This window comes from Methanoculleus receptaculi, assembly GCF_033472595.1.
Lineage (GTDB): Archaea > Halobacteriota > Methanomicrobia > Methanomicrobiales > Methanoculleaceae > Methanoculleus > Methanoculleus receptaculi.
The window spans coordinates 1,619,543-1,643,494 of sequence record NZ_CP137642.1; the positions used below are offsets into that span (position 1 = coordinate 1,619,543).

The following is a 23,952-nucleotide window of genomic DNA, read 5'->3' on the forward strand; positions in this document are numbered from 1 at the left end:
CTTCAGATCAGGACGGTTCCACCTGCTGCTCAGGAGTCTTCATCCGTCTGGCTGGAGAGGCTGATCGGTCTTCTCTCGGGCAACTCCACACCCTCCCCGTGTTTCCGTAAAAACTGCCTGACGTTCGCCGACTCGACCCATCCCCGGTCGAGTTCGGTGATGATCTCGTCAATCCGGCGCGCCTGCTCCAGGATCTTCTCCGCAAGCGGATCGTCGATCATCTCCGCGCAGCCGACGATCACCTGGAGAGGGTTCCGGATATGGTCTCCGATAACGGCAAACTGCTCGATATTCTTCCCAAGCTGCGCGTAAGACTCACGTTTCAGCCGGTCAAGTCTTATGCGCTCGGTGATATCCATGACGACCAGCATGATGCAGATAGGATCCCCGGCCTCGTTCCGCACGACGCTGCCGGAGACCTCGATGTAAAACGGCGATGCGTCGCTTCGCAACCCCTCCGTCTCCAGTATGATCGGCTGGTTCTCCAGGAGATCGCGGACGATCTCTTCTGCAGCGGATGGGTCGACGAAGAACCTCTCCAGGTTCATCCCCCTGAGCGCCTCGGGGCCGCTGTAGCCGAACATCTCTGCAAAACTCGGGTTTGCGTAGGTGACCACTCCCTCGGGGTCGGCGATCAGGATCCCGTTTATGGATGACTCGAACGCGCACTCCTTGATCCTGAGGTCGCGCTCGACGCGGATGCGCTCGGTGATGTCCCGTGCTATTGCAACGATGTAGCGGTCATCGCCGAAGGTGACCGAACGGAAAGCAACCTCCGTCGGGATCTCCCGGCCGTCACGCGAGACCAGCGAGACCCTGTAAGTCTCCTCTGACTCCGCCGGCGACCTGTGTTTTCGCCGGGTATAGGCGATGAAGTCTGACCGCTGCGCAGGGCTTACAAGGTCGTCAAACGATCTGGAGAGAAGTTCTCCCCTCGAGTAGCCCAGATACACCTCTGCGGTGGCGTTGACATCCACGATCCTCCCGCCCTTTGCCCGGAACAGGAAGACTGCATCGTAAGTCTGGTCTAGCAGCGCCCTGAACCGCTCAAGTTCAGCAAGCCTGGCCTGGAGCTCCTGGTAGTAACTCTTATGAAGAGATGCCTCGCCTAGGCCAATGATCTTCTCACGGAGGTTATCCCGCTCCGTCCGGTGGTCAGAGTGCTCGCTCATAGATCTCCTCAATCTCCTCGCGTGAGAGATCGCTCGGGTTTGTTGCCAGGCAGGGGTCAACGTATGCGCGTTCTGCAAGTGCAGGGATCATATCCCCGGTGACGCCGAGGCTGGAAAGCGTCCCGGCGACGCCAAGCGACCTGATGAATGACGCCACCACCTCCGCCGGTGCCATCCATTCATCCTGCTCCCGCCCGATGATCGCACCAATCCGGTCGTATCGGGTGGATGCCGCCTCATAATTGGCCTCGATCACGTCTTCCAGGAGAAGAGCGTTGCACCGGCCGTGTGCAAGGTCATAGACCCCGCCAAGAGCGTGCGACATCGCGTGAGCCGCACCGAGACTCGCATTGGAGAAGGCAAGACCGGCGTGAAGGCTGGCAAGGAGGGTCGAGAACCGGAGGTTAAGGTCATCGGGGCTCCTGATAACCGCAGGCAGAGCGGTGCTGGTAAGGCGTATCGCCTCCAGGGCGTGCAGGTCGGTGATCGGGGAACTGGCGTTTGAGACGTATGCTTCGATCGCGTGACTGAGGGCGTCTATACCGGTATCCACGGTGAGTTCCCGCGGCATGGTCGTCAGGGGTTCGGGGTCGAGCAGCGATATGTCGGGTACAAGCGCCTTGGAGATGATGGCCACTTTACGTCTCCCCATCTCGTCCCTGATGATTGCAAACGGGGAGAGATCGGCGGATGAGCCTGCGGTCGTCGGGACGCATACGAGCGGCGGCGGAAGCTCAGAGACCCGGTCAACACCCTCGAACGCGAGGATATCCCGCCCGCTCACGCTCACCACCCCGATGCCCTTGGCGCAGTCCATCGGGCTCCCTCCACCGACAGCGACGATCCCGTTGCAGTCTTCAGAACGATAAACCTCCGCCCCTGCCATCACCTCACTGGAGCGGGGGTTCGGGGTGACAGAATCAAAGATGGTAAACGAAACCTCGGCTCTGGCCAGGCTCTCCCCGACGGCATCAGCCCACCCCGCCGCCCTGACCCCGGCGTCGGTGACAAGAAGGACACGCCGCATCCCGAGGTTATGGGCATATCGGCCGGCGAGGCGCAGCGCCCCCTGACCACAGACAAATTCGGGGGCCACGAACTTTCTAAGTTCAAGTCGGTTTCTCTGATTCATCCATCACTCACGACCGGGATTCTAATCGTCATCTGGAAACATTCCAGGATTGCAGGTGGAACTGTTATCCAGTAGTGGTGGGTTGTGTTCATATATATTTTGGCGAAATCCTGTCAGGCGGCAATATACGTTACGATATTTGTTCGGCGGCAATCCAGAACCATTTCAGGATTTTTCTGCTGGATCCCGGCTTCAAACATTTGAGACGCTTGAGACACGGCGATCTCGCGCATCCTTGAGAGTTAATCAGACGCACGTGGAGGGTGTGCGCAAAAATGCCCCCCTGCCGCCACGCCTCCCTCGTGCCGGGGTGTGGGTTTGCGCATACGATTTATCCCTGAACCGAAGAGAGCGCGGGGTTCACGGCTGTAGAAGAACCGCAGCCGATCTGCACAATCTTTCCTCCCGCCGGGGTGGCGGCAGGATACCACAGTCCTGCCCTCGAGGCGCCCAACCGCCCACACGGCGGAGACAACGGATGGTATGCGGTGAACTGCAACGTGAATGGAGCAGATGTCTACTTCGACAACGAGTATAAGGGAACGATCGAGGCCGGTGTGCTCTTACGTCCCTGTCTACACCACAGGAACGCCCTACCAGACCTTCCGCGTGGAGAAAGACGGCTACACAACATACTATGGGGAGGTCACCTCTGTTCCGGGCAAAGGAGAGGTATTTGGCCTCTACGCGGGCACCAAACTCGAACCTTTTCCCCAGAGCCGTTCGTACTGCCGGCAACCGCACAGGAGCGCAAAAGGCGACTCGACGCCTCATCGCTGCGACTCTCGCCGTTCCAGAACAGGCTCTTCCCCCATACCGTTCCGTGGCATCGCCGATCGCTCTCCACCAGCACGATGAGACCCGTTTCGGGCCCGCCAGGGCGATTGGGAAAGAGATATACAGTCGCGCGACCATCTCCCTCTATAACGCTGCCCCGCGGGCGAGAAAGATCGCGACTGCGGAACATACCGGGAACAGAAAAACCGGTGCCGCCAGGTGAGAGAAGGGCTGATCCAGATGCGATGTCCAAACTGTGGCTATGAGGATGAGGGGAGATACTGCAGCAACTGCGGCAGCCCCCTCCTGCACCAACCTGCCGAGTCTGCCCCGGATAAGGGAGAATGGTATGACCGATGCCCTGCATGCAGAGCCGGTCGCCTCTCAAAGGCCGTCAGCAGGGGATTCCTGGGTTTGACGAGCACAGAGTCGTATTCGTGCCCGAACTGCGGAGCGGTCTTCACACGGGAAGGCAGCAACAGATTCAAACTCTCGAGCATCTCCGATACCTCAAGACCTGCATGGCGCGACTACGCCAACCATACGCTGAGCGATCTGGAGTGGAAGCGTATCGCCGGTGGCGGGGTCTCCGATGCCAGACAACGGGAACTCGACCTCGACCACGCCATCACATCAATCGTTGAGGGGCGCACTCAGGCATTGAACGCTGCTGCTACCGGTTCGATCGTTCCAAAGAGAGGCGAAAGGCTTCTGGTGACCGTCCCCGGGGTCACCCTGAGCGAGCCGCGCTCCGTGCGGACGACGCATGGAGGCGGTGGGGGACCGAGTTTTCGCGTCGCAAAAGGTGTCTACATAAGAACCGGGGCGTTTGCTTCCAGGAGCGAGTCACACGAGGAGATACGATCGATCGATTCAGGCACGCTCAGCCTGACTAACAAACGCCTGGTGTTTGCGGGGCAGAAACGGACGAAGAGCATCAACCTGGGAAAGATCGTCTCGATAAAGCCCTTCAAGGACGGGATCTCCATCAACCGCGAGGGGAAACAGAAGACAGAGTATTACTCGGGCCTGGATAACGCCGTCCTGCGGTTCAGCATCGAGGGTAGGGACTACGAAGAACCGCTCTCGGGCGCGATCCTTGCCCGCCTGATCGAGGGGCTGCTCAAAACCGAGTGAGAGCAGGGTCAACCGCGGGACTCGTCCATCCTGGCCCTCATCTCCTTTGCCCTGGCGATGAGGTACTCCAGTTCGGAGAGTTCGCCGGTACTTCCACAGGCGCCCATGCTGCACGCCTTATCGTGCAGCGTCCAGCATTCCTGCTCGATCTGTTTGAGTTCGTCCATCGTGTAGCGATGATACCTGGCAAGGATGTCCCCATATTTGCGGACGAACGCGGCGATCTCCTCAAGGAGAGCCTTCCGATCAGTCCGCGGCCCCGGCGCCCCAGCAGAACACCGGTCAGCCCCGGAATTGCTGCGTTCCATGATGATACCTCTTTGCCAGAGGAGGAGTTAGCCTTTCCGGAAGTGGGGTGATGGTGCTCTCTCCGGCAGAAGGCGGGACGCGTTCCAGGACAAAAAACCCGCGGGTGCAGTCGATCGCTCCTGATTGAAGAGGGGTGCGGAGCGCCACGGGGAGCAGAAGGTTTGAATGACATCCTCACGGCCGCATACCGGGGCAGAATATGGGGGTATCAAAAGTATGTCCCGCCCCGCTCGAACGCCTCCCTGCGGTCGCGGGCCATCTGCAGCAGCGTCTCTTCGATCTCCGGTCTGCCGAGGATATGCCCCTGCCAGAGTTCGGTGTAGGGGTGTTCAGGCACGACGATGATCCCCTTATGCTCCGCGACCCGGTCCAGGATAAGCGTCGTCGGGAATCCTCAGTTCGCCGTGCGCCTGGCCATCGATACCCTTATTGAAGATAGGAGTCGCTATGTTCGCCGGGCAGATCGTCGAGAAGTAGAGACCCCTATCCGCATACTCGTACCTCAGGCATTCGGTCAGCCCCGTGACGCCGTAGTTTGTGAGGGAGTAGAGCGCCTGGAACGGAGGCAGAGCGATCCTGTTCTCCCCGGACGGGCAGCTCGGGCTGCTGCTCGTCATCATGGCCATCCAGATGCTTGCACTGGGAGAGACGCCAATCGGCCACTACAGGTGCTCGCACCTGCTTCTCGCCATCGGGATCGCGTTCGCCTCGAGGGAGATCTCCTCGTGCATCGTTCCCGGCATCCTGACCGACGTGATCCGGGTGCTCCTTGCGATCCTGAACATCGCCGGGGGAGCAATTCTCCTTGCAAAACGGTTCCTCCCGATCTCGCAGGGTGCCGGCAACGCTGCGGCCGCCGTTCCGGCCTCTCTCATGCCGACCTTCAAGAGACTTGTCGCCACCCAGACGGTGTTGAACGTTGTATCGATATCGTTTGGCATCAGCATGCTGCTGCCGGGCCTCATCCCGGGCATGGTCATTGCGGGGATCGTCGTGATCAACGGCCTGCTCCTCTTTGCGCTGGCGGCCATCCTTATGAAAGTGGTTTGACCGCCGCAGGCGGCATCAATACAACCATGCTCCGCTGCCGGAAGAAGCGCTTGAGAAGACGTATGCGAGGGGTGAGATTTGAACTCACGAACTCCTGCGAGACTGGACCCTGAATCCAGCGCCTTTGACCTGGCTTGGCAACCCTCGCGCCAACAAACCCTGCCGCCGACCACTCACGACAGTCTTTGCGCCTGATATTGTGGGAGGTCAAAGAAAATAAATGTAATCACTCCTCTCTGGCAGAGGAGTTCCGGGAGTTGTTCTCCATGAACCGCTTCATCTCGAGTTCACGCAGTTCGTGCCGCCTGATCTTGCCGGAGATCGTCTTCGGGAGCGACTCCACAAACTCGACCCTGCGGGGATACTTGTAGGGCGCCGTCACCCGTTTGACGTAGCGCTGGATGTCCTTCACCAGCGCCTCCGAGGGCTTGTAGCCGGGTTTCAAGACGATGAAGGCCTTCACGACCATCCCCCGGATCACGTCGGGCGACCCGACAACCGCCGCCTCCTGGACCGCGGGGTGCTCCATAAGGGCGCTCTCAACCTCAAACGGCCCGATCCGGTATCCTGACGACTTGATGACGTCATCATCACGCCCGATGAACCAGAAGTAGCCGTCCTCGTCCATCCGTGCTTTGTCGCCGGTGTAGTAGAACCCGTTCTGGAACGCCCTGCGGTTCTCCTCCTCGCTGGCGTCCAGGTAACCGCGGAAGAGCCCCACGGGCCGGGGGTTGAGCCTGATCGCTATCCGCCCCTCCTCCATGGGACCGACCGGTCTGCCCTCGTCGTCGTGGAGTTCGATATGCCATCCGGGCATGGGCCTCCCCATCGAACCGGGTTTGACCTTCATGCCGGGAAGCGTCCCTATACAGAGCACAGTCTCGGTCTGGCCGTAGCCTTCGTAGATCGTCTTGCCCGTTCCTTCCTCCCAGGCCCTGATAACCTCGGGATTGAGCGCCTCGCCAGCGCTGCAGCAGTGGCGCAACTCGGCGAGATCGAACTTGTCGAGGTCGGCCAGGATCAGCATCCTGTAGATGGTCGGGGGGCAGCAGAACGTCGTCACGCCATACTTCTCCAGGAGCGGCAGGATCTCGGTGGGGTTGAACTTCCCGCGGATATCATATACAAATATGCAGGCACCAACGATCCACTGGCCGAAGAGTTTTCCCCAGGCGCTCTTCCCCCAGCCGGTATCGGAGAGTGTCAGGTGGAGGTCGTTCGGGTGCAGGTCGTGCCACAACTGCGCCGTGACGATGTGCCCGAGGGGGTAGGAGTGGTCATGGAGCACCATCTTCGGTTCGCCGGTGGTGCCGGAGGTGAAGAAGATCAGGAGAGGGTCGGTCGATTTCGTCCGGTGCATTCCGGGCAGGTTCACCAGTTTGTAGGAGCATGGGGCGGGGTAGTCGAGCTCGACAGGGTAGCTGACCCAGCCATCCCGTTTGCCGTCGATCATTAGCATCGCCTCGAGCGAGGGGCACTCGTCACGGATCTCCTCGACCTTCTCTGCGTGCTCGGCCATGGTTATGACCATCTTGATCCCGGCAGCCTGTATACGGTATTTCAGGTCCTTTGGGGTCAGCATCGTCGTTGCGGGGCAGTAGACCGCTCCGAGTTTTATGAGGGCTATGACAAATATCCACCATTCTGGGACCCGGGGGAGCATCAGCATCACACGATCGCCTTTCTTGATCCCGTATTTCAGGCAGATGTTGACGGCCTGGTTCGAGAGGCGCATCATGTCAAAAAAAGTGTATTTCTTCTCGTTTCCTTTCTGGTCAACCCAGATCATTGCCAGTTTGTTCCGGTCATTCTTTGCCCAGGCGTCGACCACATCAAACCCAAAGTTATAGTATTCAGGGACATCTATCCTGAAATTGGCACAGAGTTCTTCGTAGGAGGGTCGGTTTTGCTCTACATCAGCCATAACGCGATCCCTTAGAGGTTGCACGTTTATGGTTTAAAGGATTCACTAAATGAAAACACCGAGGCCATCAAACCAATACTTCCAGGCTGGGATGGATTCCGGGGGTGGTTGCATTGCCACGCACCAACTCCTATCCGGAGCCGGGGTGGTGGCCTGGGTTTTTATGAGACTGCTCGCGCCGTTTTCATGTGGCCTCCGGGAGCATGTCAGGAGAGGGGAGGGAGCGTCCCATCCCCCATCCCACGGCGAGCCCCCACCCGGGGTGGCGATTCCCTATCGATATGGTGTTCGGGGAGAGCATCCCCTCAGCCGGTTCCCGGTGAGAGACTTCCCCGAAATCCTGTTTCCCGTCCCCTGACACGGCCATCGGGTCAATAGCCATGCACTGCCCGCCCCCACGCAGGGGGCGGGGGTGTTTCCAGAGGTAAAAACGGTGTCGCGGTGAAACGCATGAGACAGGGGAAAGGGGCGCTGGCGGTGGTCGGCCGCAAAAGATGTTTAACGCGGTGGTGGTTCGAGGGCACCAAGCCATGAACGAAGTGGTTTGCTGAGTCCCGCAATTGCCATAAAGACCTGCTATGAAAAGATGCAGAGGGCCGCGCCGCTTCAGAGTATGGACAGCAACCATCAAGCAAGTGAACTTTTGACACACCCGAATACACCCCGTGAACTCTTTCGTCGACCAGCCGCGCTCTTTCGATGGATAGGCAGTAGTGTGTGGCGATTCCAATGAATGCGGCGTTCGGGACGCAGATGAAACTTCTGCGGATCTAACGGGAAACCAACGAAGAACACCCCTCTCCGGAATGGCGTCTTGCAAAAAGAACCAGGGCACAACCTGAAGGTATACCGGTCTGATGCCCTCCCGTTTGGGAGCAGCCACACATTACTATTATGGTATAAAAAATGATACTAATATCGATGGATGAGAAGGGATACGAGTCACTAAAAATTGAGAACATTGTCGCCTCCGGTGTGATCGCAGATGCTATCGACCTTGAAAGCGTATCCGGGAAGATAAAAAACTGCGAGCTGAACACCAAGCGGTTCCCAGGAGCTGTCTACCGCATCGAGAAGCCAAAGATCGCATCCCTGATCTTCTCCTCTGGTAAAGTGGTTCTCACAGGAATCAGGAGACCGGAAGACCTTCAGGACGGCCTTGAAATCATCATGCGTTCGCTCCGTGATGCTGGTGTCGACACCTACAGCGAACCTCAGGTCGCCGTCACGAACATAGTCTGCTCTTACGATATGGGCAAGTACATCAACTTAAACAAGGTGGTCATCACACTGAACCTTGAGAACATCGAGTATGAACCCGAACAGTTCCCTGGACTTGTATACCGCATCGATGACCCGAAGATCGTTGCCCTTCTCTTCAGTTCCGGGAAGATCATCCTGACCGGCGGAAAGAGGATCGAGGATGTCAAGAGAGGGCTCGATTTCCTCGAGCAGCGGCTCGAGACTATCCTCTGAGAGGGTTTTGACTCACCGATCAAACATGCAGGAAGCTCACCCCTTTAGGGGTGGGTAGTTGACCATCCACAACCCCCCGCGACCCACCGCCTGCCATATCAAGAACCGCCGCCCGCGGTTCTTCCAGGTGATCACGGTCTTGAGGGTTCAGATCAGATATTCTGTGAGTGCTCTCGAACCGCTGGAAAAACTACATGATGCCCACAAGGCCACATGCATACCAGATGAAAATATCTAGAGAGCCATTTTCATACAAAAATAGAGGGAATTATGCTTTCCCGAGCCAGAGATCGACCGTATCGCGGTTGTTCTCGACCCATTTCTTTGCGGCCTCCTCTTCAGGCATGCCGTCCGCGATATCGGTCATGACCGAGGCGATATCCTCGCTGGTCCAGCGGAACCGCTGGAGGATGGCATAAGCCTCAGGGTCGTCGGTCTTCAGATCCTTGCGCGCCAGGGTCACAATATCCTCGGCACTGCCATAGACACCTTTCGGGTCGTCAAGGAACTTGAGGTCCCAGCGACCGAACTTCCAGTGCGGCGACCACCCGGTCACCACCACCCACTCCTCACTGTTGATGGCGGAACCCAGCGCCGCGGCCATGCTGGCACTGCTGCTTGCGACCAGTTCGTAGTTGAGGTCATACTCCTCGAGGGCCTGCTCGGTCCGGGTCATGATGCCCGCACCGGGCTCGATGCCGACTATCCTACCGTCGAACTTATCGGCGACGTCGTTCATCTCCTCGATCGAGTCGATGGTCACGTAAGTCGGGACGACAAGTCCAATACGTGCCGCACCGGGGATGTTTTCATTGACGTAATCGATCTGGTCGCCGTACTGCTCCCAGTAGTGCTCGTGGGTGTGAGGGAGCCATCCGGTCGTCGTGAAATCTATTTTACCGCTGGCAAGCCCCTGGTAGAGCGGGCCCGCGTCGACAGCGATCATCTCAACATCGTAGCCAGCCTCCTCAAAGACCTGTTTCATCACGTTGCTGCTCGCGATGGCACAGTCCCAGGTGACGTAACCGATGCGAATAGTCTTTTTAGGCTCCTCCGTTCCGGTGCAGCCGGCAGATACAAGGCAGAGCACCAGAATAACGCCCACCAGTGCAAGCAGGCTTCCAATCTTTCGAACCATATAATTCACCCTCCAGTTTTTTGCCGCACAACACGGCGGTATGCATCATAGATCCGGGTTGTGTGGGGTTTCCGGATCTCTCCTGGCGCTTTTGCACCCCACAGGAAAACGGCCAGTATTTGACCGCTTCAAATTATGAAGAGCACCTTATTTAAGTTTTACTGGCTCCTTTTTAAGAACGGAGCGTCTCTGAAACCCGGTTTTAAGTGGTGTGCACCCCTGGAACCGCTCCTGGGGCGCACACCGAAGCGTCATCCCGGAATCGCCAGGATCTCAGCAAGAGAAGAGAAAATGCGGGGTAAAATGGGCTTTTCGAGACCTGCTCACACCCTCTAACCATATTGTGGCACCAGGTTCTGGGTGATCCGGTCGAGGATGATCGCGATGATCACGATGGCGAGCCCCGCTTCGAACCCCGTACCGATATCCACCCGCTGGATCCCCACAAGCACCTGGTAGCCAAGACCCCCGGCACCGATCATCGATGCGATGACGGTCATTGAGAGAGCAAGCATGATACACTGGTTAACCCCTGCCATGATTGTTGGAAGCGCAACAGGGATCTGCACCTTGAGGAGTTTCTGCCAGGGCGTGGATCCAAAAGCATCCGCAACCTCGATCAACTCGGTCGGAACCTGCCTGATCCCGAGATTGGTGAGACGCAGGGCCGGTGGCATAGCGAACACAACCGTCGCGATGGCGCCCGGCACGTTTCCAAGACCAAAGAAGATCACGGCTGGAATGAGGTAGACAAACGAGGGCATGGTCTGCATGAAGTCAAGGATCGGCCTTAGCATGGAGTTCATGGTATCGCTCCTCGCAGCCACGATCCCGAGAGGGATCGATAGCGCCAGCGCGACTATCGTCGAGACCAGAACAAGCGCCAGCGTCAGCATGGAGAGGCTCCAGAGGTTGAGATCCCAGATCAGGATAAGCCCGATTGCGGTGACTGCCGCCAGTTTTATGTCGCGCCGGGTGACAAACCAGACCACCACGGCCGCAATGAGTATCAGGAGGGGTATCGGTATGGCAAGCAGCAGATCCTGGAACCCCCCGATCAGGAACCCAAGCGCCGCGCTGATGGCATCAAGCAGCCAGCCTAAGTAGTGCTCTATCCAGTCCACCAGCACCTCGACTCCGTAGCCCACGGGCAGTTTAGGCAGTTGCATTCGTATCCTCCCCCTTTCGTGCCAGGGCGGCAAGTACGGCGCCGCGCGATACGCTGCCCAACAGCCTGCCGGCATCGTCCACCACCGCAACAGGGTATGGGTTCTTAACGACAAGTGAAATGATATCGCTCAGAGATGTGGTGGGAGTCACCTTCGGAACATCTATGATGAGGATATCATCGAGTCGTTTTCCCTTCCTGACAGCCTCAACGGCATCGTCAAGTGTCACCCTGCCGCGGAGCTGCCGCTGACGGCTGACAACAAAGATGCAGGATATATCGTGCTCCTCCATCAGGTGGAGGGCAACCCGCGGCCCCGCCGTCCACTGGGCAACGGGTTCGGCCCGGCGCATCACGTCGCCTGCCGTAAGAACCCTGGTCAGGTCAACATCCGCGACAAACCTCTCCACATACTCGTTCTCGGGGCTGGTCAGGATCTCCTCCGGAGTGCCGATCTGCACGATCACACCATCCTTCATCAGCGCTATCCGGTCACCCAGTTTCAGGGCTTCGTCTAGATCGTGGGTGACAAAGATGATCGTCTTTCCGAGCCGCTGATGAAGATCCAAGAGTTCGTCCTGCATCTCCCGGCGTATCAGGGGGTCGAGCGCGCTGAAAGCCTCATCCATCAGGAGGATATCCGGATCGCTTGTGAGCGCACGGGCAAGCCCGACCCGCTGTTTCATCCCTCCAGATAGTTCATCAGGCATGCTGTCCTCGTAGCCGCCAAGCCCCACCAGCTGGAGCATCTCTCTGGCCTTTCTGTGCCGTTCCTCCAGGGGAACGCCCTGAATCTCGAGACCAAAGGCGATGTTCTCAAGAACCGTCCGGTGCGGCAGGAGCGCGAAGTTCTGGAATATCATGCCCAGTTTGCGTCTCCTGATCTCCCGGAGTTCCTCCTCGCCCATGCGGACGATCTCTTTGCCGTCGATCCATACCTCGCCCGACGTGGGCTCGATGATCCGGTTGATGCACCGCAGGAGCGTCGATTTCCCGCTCCCCGAAAGCCCCATCAGGACAAATATCTCAGCCCGGGCAACTTCAAACGATATATCGATGAGGGCCACCGTGGAACCGGTCTCTTCAAATATCTCCTGTTTTGAGCGGCCCGCACGATAAAGTTCTATGGCCTTTTCTGGCTCATCCCCGAACACCCGGGTCAGGTTCCTGACGCGGATTATCGGTTCCACGGGTGCTGTCTCTTCTTCAGTTACCTGCTCTACAATGATGGACTCCTCCTGGCTCACGATTTCTATTTCATCAGGTTTATAATTTCGGGTTCTAAAAAATCTCCATTTTACTCTTGACTTTTAATTTTCAGGCCGCTCCATGGCGCTTTCACCTCCAGCAGAGATTACTAATCTTTATCTGAGAATTTACTGACGTTTTACCGGTTACTCAGCCCATACTGCTCATACTTCCAGGATCCGCCGCTCCAAAGCATCTGGCCGCAAATGCCCGCACCCGGCAAAACAACAGGCCGCTGCGCCTCGGGTCATACCGCTTCTTTTATTGGCTGAGAACTCATATCCATGTAGATCAATCCACAGAGTCTATAAGACGGAGACCACCACCATGGAGAAGGGAAAAGTCGTTCTGGCGTTTTCAGGGGGTCTTGACACCTCCATCTGTATCCCCCTGCTTCGCGAACATTACGGGTTTGACGAGATCATCACCGTTGCAGTCGATGTCGGCCAGCCCCCTGAGGAGATCGCCCGGGCAACGGAGAAAGGGCGGATGCTTGCGGATAAACACTACACCATCGATGCAAAGGAGAAGTTTGTATCGGACTGCATCTTCCCCTCGATCAGGGCAAACGGCTCATACGAGGGCTACCCCATGGGCACGGCGCTCGCCAGACCGCTGATCGCCACAGAGGTTGTAAAGATCGCCAAGAGGGAGGGGGCATCAAAGGTCGCGCACGGCTGCACCGGGAAAGGAAACGACCAGCTCCGGTTTGACTTCATCTTCAGGACAGCGGGCTACGATATCATCGCGCCGATGCGGGAGATGAACCTGACGCGGGAGTGGGAGATCGCCTACGCTCAGGAGCACAACATCCCTGTCTCTGCGGTGAAGGAAAAACCGTACAGCATCGATGAGAACTGCTGGAGCAGGAGCATCGAGGGCGGTAAACTGGAGGACACGGCCTTCCACCCGCCGGAGGATATCTACGCCTGGACGGTATCCCCCAAAGATGCTCCAGACGTGGTGGAGGAGATCAGCATAGAGTTTGAGCGGGGTGTCCCGGTCGCCCTCAACGGGGAGAGGCTTGCGGGCCTCGACCTGGTCAGGGAACTGAACCGGATCGCAGGAAGGAACGGTGTCGGCCGCAACGACATGATCGAGGACCGGATCCTGGGGCTGAAGGCCCGTGAGGTCTACGAGCACCCGGCCGCAACCGTCCTCCTCACCGCACACACTGACCTCGAGCACCTTGTGCTGACCCGTTCAGAGATAGCGTTCAAGCGGATCGTCGACGAGAAGTGGTCAGAACTCGCCTACATGGGGGTTGTGCACGAACCGCTCTTCCACGCGCTGACGACGTTCATCGACACCACCCAGGAACGGGTCAACGGCACGGTGGAGATTGGGCTCTACAAAGGCAGCGCCACGGTGCTTGGCCGGAGGTCGGAGGCGGCGCTCTACTCCAGCGACCTTGTATCCTTTGACTCGATGATGCTTGACCAGAAACACGCCGTCGGTTTCTCTAACTACTTCGGTTTGCAGGCACGCCTCCTCAAAAACCTGGAGAAGCGATGAAGGAGGGTGCCTACAGCACCTTCTTCCCCGCGTCTTTTCCTGGCGTGCACTCAAACACGTCGGTGATCTTCATGATGATGAGCGATTTTGCCGGGTATTTATCACTCTTTGATCTCATCCAGTCCCGGAACTTCTCGTAATCGGGACCTGATGTCCTGATCTCTGTGCTGCCCTTGACCTGGAAGCAGCGTTTTGTCTCCGGGTCATGGAAGGAGAGGGCGGCAACCGGGTTCTCCTGGAGGTTCTTGAGTGTCTTTTGCATGTAGTTGTCCATGATCCAGATGGTGTCGTCGGCGGCGAGCCGCATCGATGCCACCGGCGCCACGTTGGGAACGCCGCTCTTTGAGGCGGTGGCAAGCGGCATAACTTTCGTTCTGTTGAATAACTCCTTAATCTCACCTGAGAGCGCAACCATACGGGTTCCACCTCCTGCCTGACACGAGAAACGGCGCGGGCCACCCGTCAGGCAGACAGGTTATCCGTGCTACAAGTATATAACCAATACGGCGAGAGGCAGGGGTGATGACGAAAAGATGTTTGCCCGGGGAAGTCCCTCCACCCATTCATCACCGAGAGATCAGATCCCACGGTGGTCCATAGGAGTATCGGCTCAAAAGAACTACTGCTCCCCGACGAACTCTCTTAGTCGCGCAAGGAGGTAGTCCTGGACCTCCTCCACAACCTCTTTCCTGCCGCGGAACGCGAGCAGGTCGCGTGCGTCACCTTCCATGTTTGCAAACGCCAGTCTCTCCTGCCGCTGGACAACCTCAACATCGAACTTCTCAACAACATCGTAGATCATCTTCCGGGGCACGCCCGGCGGAACCAGCAGATCATAGAGTTGTTCCTGTTGCTCTTCCTCAGTCATTGGTTCACCAGATCCTTCTACTTCCCTATTTTTATCCGGCGGGCCATAATACATGGCCCTCCTCGCACCCCGCCAAGCGGTTCCTTTGGTTTTCCGAGCGAGTTCATGCACCGCGCCATCAGTGCCGCCCCCCTGGCAAGACCGTCGTCGACGAAGACCACGTGGTCGATCGGGTTCTCATAGAGTCCACGCTCCGTTATGCCCTCCAGGATGTACTCGGGTTTCTGCCCCGAGATCGCTGCCCGCCCGGTGAACCCGATCGATGAGTTCGGCGGGACCAGCCCCCGATCGACCGCGACGTCGACCAGACGGAGCGCCATCCTGGCGCAGACGCGGTCGATCACCTCGTTCAGAACCCCCAGACCGTAGTTCTCGTGGATCTCGCGCCCGATCTCCTCGAGCGCCGGGACCTCACTGCCGTTTTCGCCAACATCACAGCCTATGAGGGCCACGCCGGACTTATCGGCGATATCGGCACATACCGGGACCCGGCCAAACCTTCTCCGGTCAGGGGGGACGACCCGGATATCGATATGCTCGTGGCAGCGGTCGACGTAGTCATCGACGATGGGGCGCTTCCTGCCGCCAAATGACCCCGTAACAGGGTGCTCACCGAATATGTCAAGGGCCGTTCCCGTCCGGCTCTCTACAAGCCCGGTGCCCCGGACGATTGCATCCGGCACCGCTCCAGCAAGACCGCAGAAGTTTCCAATTGTCCTGGCAAAGGGGTTCGGGTCATCCCGGGCGACATCGCTTGTGATCCGGCCATCGAGCGTCGTTCCGAAATCGATGGATATACAGGGGTTCCGGAAATCAACCGGCGTCCACTTGGCGCCTTCCTTGATGCCCGCCATCGCAAGCTCACCCTCCATCTCGTTTGCCACCATCTCCACACCGGTAGACCCCATCGGCGGCAGGACGCCGGCCACCGCACCGACAAAGACCACGCGGTCGGCAAACGAGTATTTCCGGAGTTTTGGGGGCAGGTTCTCGATCGACATCGGCGGTGTCATCTTTCTGGGTGGGACGCCTGCTACCAGGCAGCCGTTTGCAAGGGCAATGACAAAGTCGCCGACCTGGTCAGGGGAGTCCATCGCCGCCACAACCCCGGTGCTCCGGACAACAAAGTCCAGGTCGTCTTTGATGCTCAGGCGCGCCTCTTTGTGGCTCTGGATGAGGGTGTCGCGCACCAGGTCCGTAACCGACTCTCGCGTCAGTTTCGTGCCGTCCAGGGTCTCCCCGAATATGGTCTCACCCGGTTTTGGCGGCCGGACATCCCGGCTCATCGTCACAGTCTTGTTTATGATATACGTCCTGCCGGTCTCCAGGTTTGTGCCGGTAAGGATACATTTTGTTGTGGTGTTGCCCATCTCAACGGATGCCACGATGAAGTAAGGCTTCACACGATATTCGGGAACGCCCGCACCCGCTCCGTGCATGATCGACGGCGGTGGCGGGCTCTGGACGATATGCGGCTTTGGTTTGAAAAAGCGCTCCAGAAAGCGGGCACACATAGTAATCGTTTTTTTCCGCCTGCCTGCATATATCTTTCCATCTGACTGTATGGAGCCGGGCAAACCAATTCGCTCATGGTTTGATGCCCCAAAAAACCACCAACGCGCTTAGACGTCTTTTGCGGCCTGACCAGCCCCGCCTCCTCCCCTGGGCAGGCAAGTGCGGGGGCAATCCGTCCCGGTGGCCGTGCCATGAGAGTGTGTGATGAAACACCTTTCGATGAGTTTCACCAGAACCTGGAGATATGCTTGCTCTTCTGGTACCGTATCGATGGGGAATCGCCAATCTGAGGTGGGGCTCGCCGGTGGAGGGGATGGAACATCCCCCTCCCCCAGTATCATGCATCTCCGATTGAACGGTTTTCGCTGGAACACCACCACCTCCCGGCGCGTTCCGCGCCTCCGCCCGCCCCCTTCCGAGGGGGCGGGCAGTTTGAAGCGGTTGTCCCGGTGGCCATGTGCGGGGGCGAAAACAGGATCATGGAGGATCCCGGGTGAGACCGCGAAGAGACGGTCTCACCAAGCCCACGAGTAGAACGGTTCCTCACTCCTTCGGCGGCATCCCGCCCCTGATCAGCCAGACAAGCAGCGCCTTCTGAGCGTGGAGCCGGTTCTCGGCCTGGTCCCAGACAATGCTCTGGGGGCCTTCCAGGACGTCATCGGTGATCTCCTCCCCCCGGTGAGCGGGGAGACAGTGCATAACAGGAGCCCCGGGCACCGCCAGATCCAGGAGCCGGGAGTCGATCGTGTAGCCCTGGAACGCCTGCAGCCGCTCGGCGCGCTCCTCCTCGTTCCCCATCGAGACCCATATATCGGTGTAGAGGACGTCTGCGTCGCAAACCGCCTCCTCCGGCTCGGTGACCATGGTGACACGGCCGCCTGCCGCCCTCGCCCGCTCAACAACCCCCTCCTCGGGGCGGTAGCGCGGCGGGCATGCAACCACAACCTCCATCCCTGTCAGAGGTGTGGAGAGGATCCAGGAGTTGCAGACGTTGTTCCCATCACCTATCCAGGCGAGTTTGAGGCCGCGAAGATCGCCGAACCGTTCGCGGAGGGTCATGATGTCAGCGAGAACCTGGCATGGGTGCAGCCGGTCGGATAGGCCGTTTATGACCGGGATGGTTGCGTGGCGGGCGAACTCCTCGATTGTGGCATGAGAGTAGGCACGGATCATCACCGCGTCAAGGTAGCGGGAGAGCACCCGCGCCGTGTCCCGGATCTCCTCACCCCGGCCAACCTGCATGTCCTGCGGGTTAAGAAAGAGCGCATGCCCGCCGAGGTCGGACATCCCTGCCTCAAACGAGACCCGTGTGCGGGTGGACGCCTTCTCAAAGATCATCCCGAGGTTCTTCCCCTTCAGGTATTCGTGCGCAACCCCGTCCGACTTCAGCCTTTTGAGGCGCATGGCGTCGGCGATGATGCCCTCGAGTTCGTCGCTCTCCACATCGAGGATCGATAGAAAATCCTTCTTCATGCAATCTCCCTCATACGGCGGCACCGCTTCTCCAGGCTCTCCCTGGTGCCGATATCCCTGCGGTGGAAGACGCGGCCCGAGACGGATGATGCTGCCCTCTCCGCTATCGACTCAGCCTCTTCCAGCGTCTCGCCCACCCCGACAAACGCAAGCGCCCTGGATGTCCTGGTATAGAGTCTACCGCCCCTCTCCTCGACGTTTGCGTAGTAGAGGAGGGCGTCGCCATAATCACCGAGAACGATCGGTTCGCCCACCTTCGGCGCCTCGGGATACCCCTCCGGAACAACATACTTGCAGACCGTCGCCTCGTTTGCAAACGAGACGTCCGATGGTGAGAGGTCGCCATCGATGATCCGGTGGACTATCTCCGTAAAGTCCGACTCCAGTATGGAGAGGACGTTCATCGCTTCAGGATCCCCAAACCTTGCGTTGAACTCGATGACCTTCGGGCCGTCAGCGGTGTTCATGAACTGACCATACAGGATCCCGCGGTATGGTGTCCCTTCGGCACGCATCGCCACGACCGTATCCTGCATGATCCGGAGAGCCTTCTCGTAATCCGGCTGCGTGACAAACGGAAGCATGTGGTCCGGGAGTGAGTATGACCCCATACCGCCGGTGTTTGGCCCGAGATCACCCTCGTATGCCCGTTTATGATCCTGGACAAGCGGCATCGGCACCAGATGCTCGCCGTCGACGAACGCCTGGAGGGTGAACTCCTCGCCGATAAGCCGCTCCTCCAGGACGGCGTTTCCTCCAAGATGCCGGACGTAATCGATCGCCCCCTGCCGATCGAGATGCTCGCCCATGATCCTGACACCTTTCCCCCCCGTGAGCCCGATGGGCTTGATGGCAAGGTCGCCACCGTAAGACTCGATGAAACGGCGCGCCTCCTCGGGGTCGTGGCAAACCCGGTACTCCGGGCAGCCCTCGATCCTGTAGCGCTCCATCAACCGGCGGCAGAACGCCTTGTCCGTCTCGATCCTTGCGGCAGCACGGGTAGGACCCACACAGGGTATCCCGGCAGACTCGAGGTAATCGACGATCCCCGCTTCAAGGGGCGCTTCCGGGCCGATTATCGCGGCATCGACCCCGCAGGTGGTGGCAAACGGCAGGATCCTCTGAATATTCGTCTCTTTCTCAAGGAGCACCCCCTCTGCAAGCCTGGCAATCCCCGGGTTCTTGCTTGCCATAACAGAGAAGATGCTCACATCACTGTTGCAGGAAAGCGCCCTGGTGATCGCATGCTCCCTGCCACCACCACCTACAACGAGCAGTTTCATATCCTTCATATTCACCCGCACTTAAAAATGCTTTATCCATCCAGCAGGTCGCTGACCCGCACAAGAGCCTGGAGAGAGACCCCTTTCTCCGCGAGCGCCTCGCGAGCGCCCGCCTCCCGGTCGACGACGGTCACCACGCGGTCAACGTGCGCACCTGCGGCCCGGAGCGCCTCGATGCCGTAAATGGCGCTCCCACCAGAGGTTGTCACATCCTCGACCAGCAGCACGTCCTTCCCGTTCACCTCGCCGATGATCCTGCCTGACTTTCCGTGATCCTTTGCCTCTCTCCGGATTATCGCGTAAGGCCGGCCGCTTGCAAGCGAGACTGCGACGGCGATCGGAACACCGCCGACCGCCACCCCGGCAACAACGTCGAACTCCCGGCCTTCGGCGATGGCCTTCCCTATCTCCGCAAGGATGGCGGGGTTCGTGGTTGCGACCTTGATATCGATGTAGTAGGAACTCCTGGCACCCGAGGCCAGGAGAAAGTCTCCATACTCTATTGCACCGCTCTCAAGCAGCAGTCTTGCGATCCGGTTCACCATGGTACCTCCTTAACTCCGATGTAATACCCTATAATGTTCACCACACGGTGGAGGAGCGGTGTCAGTATGATTATCCAGACCAGGATCGGCAGCGTGATATTCTCCACCAGCCACTCCGGGTATACCAGGAGGACGAGGAGCAGCGACCCTATAACAAGGTCGTACTGGTCGGCAATAATCCAGGATTCACCCCGCTCTTTTCCAAGCCTACGCTTGAAGAAACTCTTGATGAGATCCCCGAGGAGTGCGCCGGTCGCAAGCAGGATGACCGAGAGGATCGTATGTCGGGGGAGCATATCGAGGCCGAACGCGGAGGCTGCCAGGATCTCGACCAGACCCACCAGCACACCCGAGAGGACGCCGCCGAAGAACCCGCGGTAGGTCTTCCCGTCGCCAAAGATCCTTCTCCCGTCAGAGAACATCCTGCCGAGGTCGATTGGCGTCCCGCCGCCGAAGACCGCGGCCGCCGAGTTGGGCAGGTATGCCGGCAGCATGATCCAGAGCGCCGCAACCGCAGAGAATATCCAGTAGCCGATATCAGGGGCGATGGATGTCAATGTGCTGTACAATCAGTAAATATAAAGATTAAAGTGTCGAAGTATGAGATACGAATAAAAAACTGTGGGCACGGTGAGAGAATGCTTGTGAAGAAGACAAAAAGCCTCTGCCCGACATGCGGCCGTGTGCTTGACGCCGATGTCGTCGAAGAGGAGGGGCAGATCTGGCTGGTCCGCACCTGCCCTGAACACGGTTTATACAGGGGTCTCTACTGGTCGGACGCGGAGATGTACCGGCGGTTCGATGCTTACGAACGTATCGGGAACGGCGTCTCAAACCCGCAGAAGACTCCCTCCGCAGCAGGGTGCCCGAATGATTGCGGGATCTGTGCAAACCACCGGTCAACAACCCTGCTTGCAAACATCGATCTGACGAACCGGTGCAACCTGAACTGCGATTTCTGCTTTGCAAACGCCAGAGCGTGTGGATTCGTCTACGAACCGACCTTCGAGCAGGTCGTAGGGATGCTGCGGCTGCTGCGTGAGGAAAAACCCGTTCCGGCGCCTGCCGTCCAGTTTTCCGGCGGGGAACCGACGCTGCGGGACGACCTGCCAGAGATCATCCGCGTTGCAAAAGATCTCGGGATCTCCCAGGTGCAGGTCGCCACAAACGGGATTCGACTGGCAGGGGACGCTGATTACATCCAGGAGCTGAAAGATGCGGGGCTCTCAACGGTCTACCTCCATTTCGACGGCGTAACCCGCGAGACGAACTCCAAACTTGGGAGCGATCTGCGTGCGATCGAGAACTGTGAGAAGATCGGGATGGGTGTTGTGCTGGTGCCGACAGTCATAAAAGGCAGGAACGATCACGAGGTTGGCGCCATAATCAAATACGCCGCAGAACATTTCGAGACCATCCGCGGCGTCAACTTCCAGCCTGTGGCGTTCACCGGCGCCGCAAGCGAGGATGATGTCAGGAAGGAGCGGATCACCATCCCGGAACTTGCGGAGCGGATCGAGGAGCAGACAGACGGTATCATCAAGAAAGACTACTTCTACCCCGTGCCCTGCGTCGTTCCAATCTCCGATCTCGTCGAGGCGTACACCGGCAAACCCCAGATCAGGTTCACCACCCACCAGCACTGCGGCGCGGCGACATACGTCTTTGTCACCGATGAAGGTATGATCCCGATCAACAGGATGGTGGATGTTGACGCTTTCTTTGAGTCGGTCGAGAAGATGGCGACAAGGCTTGCGAAGGGCGGGTCGCTCAACAGGTACGTGACCCTTGTTGAGGGGGTCAAAGACATCTACACATCCACCAGGAAGGCGGAACACAAGAACACCGGGGAGTTGATGAAACTTATAACGAAGGCGCTTGTGCTGCAGAACTTCGAGGCGCTGCGTGACTTCCACTGGAACGCCCTCTTCATCGGCATGATGCACTTCATGGACAGATACAACTACGACCTCTCCAGGGTGGAGCGGTGCTGCATCCACTACGCTACCCCTGACGGCCGCCTGATCCCATTCTGCACATACAACAGCGGCCCGGTCCACCGCGAGCAGATCTGGAAGAAGTTTGCGCAGCAGCCCCATGAAGATGAGTGAGGGAAGCCCACCCCCGCAGGAAGGACTCAAGGATCAGGGGAACGGCAGTTCGCAGCCTTCCCCATCCTCCAGGACAAGCGATGCGATGGCGAGATCCTGTATGGCAAGCCCGGTTGAGTCAAAGACGGTGATCGCGTCCGGGGACGACCTCCCCTTCTTTCCGATGACCACCTCGCCCAGGGTTCCCGCGATCATGGCCGGGTCGTAGAACCCGGTTCTGACCGGGACGTTGACCTCCCCGGAGTGGATCGCCTGTTCCCGGTCGTCGACAAAGACCTCGGCCCGGAGGAGGATCGCGGGGTCAAGTTCCTGTTTCCCCGGGGCATCTGCACCGATAGCGTTGATGTGCGTCCCTTCGTGGACCCACCCGGCCATAACCAGAGGTTCTCTGGAGGGCGTTGTCGCGGCGAGGACGTCAGAGTCGCAGGCGCGTTCGATCGAGACCGGGCGGGCGTTGTAGTCGGCATATCGCGCCGCAAGCGCCGCTGCAGTCTTCTCGTTCCGGCTCCAGACCCTCACCTCGTCGAGCGTGAAGGCGGCGGCCATCGCCTCAACCTGCGCCGCCGCCTGCCGTCCGGCACCTATGAGCCCCAGGCTGATGGAGGACCGCCGGGGGGAGAGGTGTCTTGCAGCCACAGCACCTGCCGCCCCGGTTCGAAGCGCGGTCAGGTCGGTGGCGTTTATGAGAGCTGTCGGGAGCCCGGTATCCACGTCGATGATCACCGTCAGCGCCATGACCGTTGGAAGCCCGTGCGCCCTGTTGTTGGGGTGGACGTTGACTATCTTCACCCCGGCTATCCCGGCCGCGGGTAGGTAGGCCGGCATAGTCCTGAAGTCCCCGGTCTTCCCGAACGTCACGTAGACCTTCGGGGGCATCTGGACGTTGCCCCTGCCGTGCTCGGCAAAGGCCGACTCGATCACACGGTTCACCCTGGCATACGACGGGTAGCCGGAATGAACAGGGTAATACTTCACGGGGTGATCACCCCGTGCTGCCGACCGGATATAATAGAGGCGGGGGATACACCCCCGGTTCCGATCTGGAGATCCATATACCTGCTCCGTTGGAGGGGTATATCAACAATCCGGTTTTTACCCGCGGTTCTCCTGCATCCCGCGTATCGAGAGCCGGATCAGGCCGAGGTTTGCATCCGGTTCTGCAAGTATGCAGAGGTAGAGGTCGTTGTAGGGCGCGATGATGAACTTCCCCCGGGGTGTCTCGAGGATTACCTGGGAGAGACCGCCCATCTCCATCTCGGCGGTGATCTGGCTTCCGGCACGGAGAAGGTCCTCGGCGACCGCGGCTACCTTCTCAAAGTCCGCAGAGCCGACCGACTGGAGGGCAAACCCTTCATGAAAGACCGAGACCGCAACGACACCAGGCTGCCGCGCGATCTGCTGGAGGGCAGCCTTCTCGGGGGAGGGGGGCGCTCTGCCAACCCCGGTGACAAGGCAACCGCTCGCACTCGAGGCTTCCCTGGCCGCCCGCGTCTCTTCGGCGGTATACGCGATAAGTTCGTAGACCAGCGATGGCCGCTCGAGGAGGTGCCTGTAGGCGTCATCTCCGCCGAGGAGGAGACCCCTGCTTTTATCCTCAAAGGCGGCGGCGTAAGGGCTCCCGGCCTCGAACAGGACAAAGCCGGTTCCACCACCCTTCTCCGTGATCCGCACCGCCCCGGTGAAATGAGGGCTGATCGATGCAAGGGTTGAGAGCGGCCCCTGCAGTCTGCCAAGTGAGATGCCGTCGGGGAGCATCGTCTCACAGAGCGGCTATTATCCGGTCTTTGTTCTTCTTCAGTTCGTAGCGGATTCTCCCGACGTTTACGTTCGCGTTCGCCACTATGGCGATCAACTCATCCTCTGAGAGCGGTGAGAGGAGAATCGGGCCGTTCTCAAGCTCGACAAGCATCTGGTGCATCTCTCCCTTCCCGAGTTCATTGCTCATCGCCTCGGACGTACCCATGCCTGTCGATGCCATGGCGCCCAGGGCCTCGACATCCACGTCGCCGGCAACAACGCTCTCGATCACAAAACCGTCCCGTCCCGCCACAACCGCGGCGGTAACCCCATCAAGTTTAAGGAACTCTCCCAGGATCTGTTTTAACATGCTT

The 23,952-nt window shown here is 58.8% G+C and carries 25 protein-coding genes and 1 tRNA gene; 6 read left to right on the forward strand and 20 right to left on the reverse strand.

Translation table 11 applies throughout. The features are described 5' to 3' along the window. Positions 1-29: 29 nt before the first annotated feature. Both R6Y96_RS08275 and ercA read right to left on the reverse strand, forming a co-directional pair. Positions 30-1,172 carry a PAS domain S-box protein gene (locus R6Y96_RS08275; RefSeq protein ID WP_318620823.1) on the reverse strand — a complete coding sequence of 381 codons (1,143 nt, stop codon included), beginning with the start codon at positions 1,170-1,172 and terminating at the stop codon, positions 30-32. Beyond that, positions 1,156-2,304 (reverse strand): alcohol dehydrogenase-like regulatory protein ErcA, encoded by a 1,149-nt coding sequence (gene ercA / locus R6Y96_RS08280; RefSeq protein ID WP_318620824.1) that lies wholly within the window; start codon positions 2,302-2,304, stop codon positions 1,156-1,158. The genes R6Y96_RS08275 and ercA overlap by 17 nt, the downstream gene beginning before the upstream one ends. A gap of 513 nt (positions 2,305-2,817) precedes the next feature. Between ercA and R6Y96_RS08285 the strand changes: the two genes are divergently transcribed. Both R6Y96_RS08285 and R6Y96_RS08290 read left to right on the forward strand, forming a co-directional pair. Further along, positions 2,818-3,162: a hypothetical protein gene (locus tag R6Y96_RS08285; RefSeq protein WP_318620826.1), complete on the forward strand. Its 345-nt coding sequence runs from the start codon at positions 2,818-2,820 to the stop codon at positions 3,160-3,162. 138 nt (positions 3,163-3,300) lie between these two features. Continuing rightward, the gene (locus tag R6Y96_RS08290) at positions 3,301-4,218 is read left to right on the forward strand and encodes a zinc ribbon domain-containing protein (RefSeq protein WP_318620827.1); all 918 of its coding nucleotides are present in this window, start codon (positions 3,301-3,303) and stop codon (positions 4,216-4,218) included. Positions 4,219-4,226: 8 nt separating this feature from the next. Here the strand turns inward: R6Y96_RS08290 and R6Y96_RS08295 are convergent, their stop codons facing one another. The 3 genes from R6Y96_RS08295 to R6Y96_RS08305 form a co-directional block, all read right to left on the reverse strand. Beyond that, on the reverse strand, positions 4,227-4,526 hold the full coding sequence (locus R6Y96_RS08295) for a hypothetical protein (RefSeq protein ID WP_318620828.1): 300 nt from the start codon (positions 4,524-4,526) through the stop codon (positions 4,227-4,229). Positions 4,527-4,735: 209 nt separating this feature from the next. After that, complete coding sequence (locus tag R6Y96_RS08300; RefSeq protein ID WP_318620830.1) at positions 4,736-4,864, reverse strand: hypothetical protein; 129 nt, start codon at positions 4,862-4,864, stop codon at positions 4,736-4,738. A 13-nt stretch (positions 4,865-4,877) separates the two neighbouring features. After that, positions 4,878-5,147 (reverse strand): hypothetical protein, encoded by a 270-nt coding sequence (locus R6Y96_RS08305; RefSeq protein ID WP_318620831.1) that lies wholly within the window; start codon positions 5,145-5,147, stop codon positions 4,878-4,880. Here R6Y96_RS08305 and R6Y96_RS08310 point away from each other — a divergent pair. Then, a complete protein-coding gene (locus R6Y96_RS08310; protein WP_318620832.1) occupies positions 5,146-5,577 on the forward strand; it encodes a hypothetical protein in 432 nt (143 codons plus the stop codon). The two genes, R6Y96_RS08305 and R6Y96_RS08310, sit on opposite strands and share 2 nt — an antisense overlap. 63 nt (positions 5,578-5,640) lie before the next feature. Here the strand turns inward: R6Y96_RS08310 and R6Y96_RS08315 are convergent. After that, positions 5,641-5,725, reverse strand: a tRNA-Leu gene (locus tag R6Y96_RS08315). 78 nt (positions 5,726-5,803) lie between these two features. Next, complete coding sequence (locus R6Y96_RS08320; RefSeq protein ID WP_318620833.1) at positions 5,804-7,501, reverse strand: AMP-binding protein; 1,698 nt, start codon at positions 7,499-7,501, stop codon at positions 5,804-5,806. Between the two features lie 921 nt (positions 7,502-8,422). Between R6Y96_RS08320 and R6Y96_RS08325 the strand changes: the two genes are divergently transcribed. Then, positions 8,423-8,977: a TATA-box-binding protein gene (locus R6Y96_RS08325; protein ID WP_318620834.1), complete on the forward strand. Its 555-nt coding sequence runs from the start codon at positions 8,423-8,425 to the stop codon at positions 8,975-8,977. 268 nt (positions 8,978-9,245) lie between these two features. Here the strand turns inward: R6Y96_RS08325 and R6Y96_RS08330 are convergent, their stop codons facing one another. The 3 genes from R6Y96_RS08330 to R6Y96_RS08340 all read right to left on the reverse strand — a co-directional run bounded on the left by R6Y96_RS08330 (position 9,246) and on the right by R6Y96_RS08340 (position 12,530). After that, positions 9,246-10,115, reverse strand: coding sequence for a glycine betaine ABC transporter substrate-binding protein (locus R6Y96_RS08330; protein ID WP_318620836.1), 870 nt, complete (start codon positions 10,113-10,115; stop codon positions 9,246-9,248). Positions 10,116-10,447: 332 nt separating this feature from the next. Beyond that, on the reverse strand, positions 10,448-11,284 hold the full coding sequence (locus R6Y96_RS08335) for an ABC transporter permease (protein ID WP_318620838.1): 837 nt from the start codon (positions 11,282-11,284) through the stop codon (positions 10,448-10,450). Then, on the reverse strand, positions 11,271-12,530 hold the full coding sequence (locus R6Y96_RS08340) for a quaternary amine ABC transporter ATP-binding protein (protein WP_318620840.1): 1,260 nt from the start codon (positions 12,528-12,530) through the stop codon (positions 11,271-11,273). Before R6Y96_RS08340 ends, R6Y96_RS08335 begins: the two co-directional genes overlap by 14 nt. Before the next feature lie 328 nt (positions 12,531-12,858). Between R6Y96_RS08340 and R6Y96_RS08345 the strand changes: the two genes are divergently transcribed. Then, positions 12,859-14,046 carry an argininosuccinate synthase gene (locus tag R6Y96_RS08345; protein WP_318620841.1) on the forward strand — a complete coding sequence of 396 codons (1,188 nt, stop codon included), beginning with the start codon at positions 12,859-12,861 and terminating at the stop codon, positions 14,044-14,046. A gap of 10 nt (positions 14,047-14,056) precedes the next feature. Here R6Y96_RS08345 and R6Y96_RS08350 read toward each other — a convergent pair whose 3' ends face one another. The 7 genes from R6Y96_RS08350 to R6Y96_RS08380 all read right to left on the reverse strand — a co-directional run bounded on the left by R6Y96_RS08350 (position 14,057) and on the right by R6Y96_RS08380 (position 20,224). Next, positions 14,057-14,461: a pyridoxamine 5'-phosphate oxidase family protein gene (locus R6Y96_RS08350; RefSeq protein ID WP_318620842.1), complete on the reverse strand. Its 405-nt coding sequence runs from the start codon at positions 14,459-14,461 to the stop codon at positions 14,057-14,059. A 204-nt stretch (positions 14,462-14,665) separates the two neighbouring features. Further along, complete coding sequence (locus R6Y96_RS08355) at positions 14,666-14,914, reverse strand: hypothetical protein (RefSeq protein ID WP_214023342.1); 249 nt, start codon at positions 14,912-14,914, stop codon at positions 14,666-14,668. A 17-nt stretch (positions 14,915-14,931) separates the two neighbouring features. Then, positions 14,932-16,428, reverse strand: coding sequence for a methanogenesis marker 14 protein (locus R6Y96_RS08360; RefSeq protein WP_318620843.1), 1,497 nt, complete (start codon positions 16,426-16,428; stop codon positions 14,932-14,934). 544 nt (positions 16,429-16,972) lie between these two features. Next, positions 16,973-17,902: an ornithine carbamoyltransferase gene (gene argF / locus R6Y96_RS08365; RefSeq protein ID WP_318620844.1), complete on the reverse strand. Its 930-nt coding sequence runs from the start codon at positions 17,900-17,902 to the stop codon at positions 16,973-16,975. Next, positions 17,899-19,185 (reverse strand): phosphoribosylamine--glycine ligase, encoded by a 1,287-nt coding sequence (gene purD / locus R6Y96_RS08370; protein ID WP_318622509.1) that lies wholly within the window; start codon positions 19,183-19,185, stop codon positions 17,899-17,901. The genes argF and purD overlap by 4 nt, the downstream gene beginning before the upstream one ends. A 32-nt stretch (positions 19,186-19,217) precedes the next feature. Further along, complete coding sequence (gene pyrE / locus R6Y96_RS08375) at positions 19,218-19,730, reverse strand: orotate phosphoribosyltransferase (RefSeq protein WP_318620845.1); 513 nt, start codon at positions 19,728-19,730, stop codon at positions 19,218-19,220. Continuing rightward, positions 19,724-20,224 (reverse strand): CDP-2,3-bis-(O-geranylgeranyl)-sn-glycerol synthase, encoded by a 501-nt coding sequence (locus tag R6Y96_RS08380; RefSeq protein WP_318622510.1) that lies wholly within the window; start codon positions 20,222-20,224, stop codon positions 19,724-19,726. The genes pyrE and R6Y96_RS08380 overlap by 7 nt, the downstream gene beginning before the upstream one ends. A 144-nt stretch (positions 20,225-20,368) precedes the next feature. On the opposite strand from R6Y96_RS08380, the gene tes reads away from it, so the two are divergent. Further along, entirely contained in the window at positions 20,369-21,841 is a 1,473-nt protein-coding gene (tes, locus tag R6Y96_RS08385; protein ID WP_318620846.1) for a tetraether lipid synthase Tes, read from the forward strand. Positions 21,842-21,874: 33 nt separating this feature from the next. On the opposite strand, the gene R6Y96_RS08390 is transcribed toward tes, so the two are convergent. The 3 genes from R6Y96_RS08390 to R6Y96_RS08400 form a co-directional block, all read right to left on the reverse strand. Then, complete coding sequence (locus R6Y96_RS08390) at positions 21,875-22,816, reverse strand: ornithine cyclodeaminase family protein (RefSeq protein WP_318620848.1); 942 nt, start codon at positions 22,814-22,816, stop codon at positions 21,875-21,877. A 117-nt stretch (positions 22,817-22,933) separates the two neighbouring features. Further along, entirely contained in the window at positions 22,934-23,596 is a 663-nt protein-coding gene (locus tag R6Y96_RS08395; protein ID WP_318620849.1) for a roadblock/LC7 domain-containing protein, read from the reverse strand. A gap of 4 nt (positions 23,597-23,600) precedes the next feature. Then, on the reverse strand, positions 23,601-23,948 hold the full coding sequence (locus tag R6Y96_RS08400; protein ID WP_214023246.1) for a roadblock/LC7 domain-containing protein: 348 nt from the start codon (positions 23,946-23,948) through the stop codon (positions 23,601-23,603). Positions 23,949-23,952: the final 4 nt, after the last annotated feature.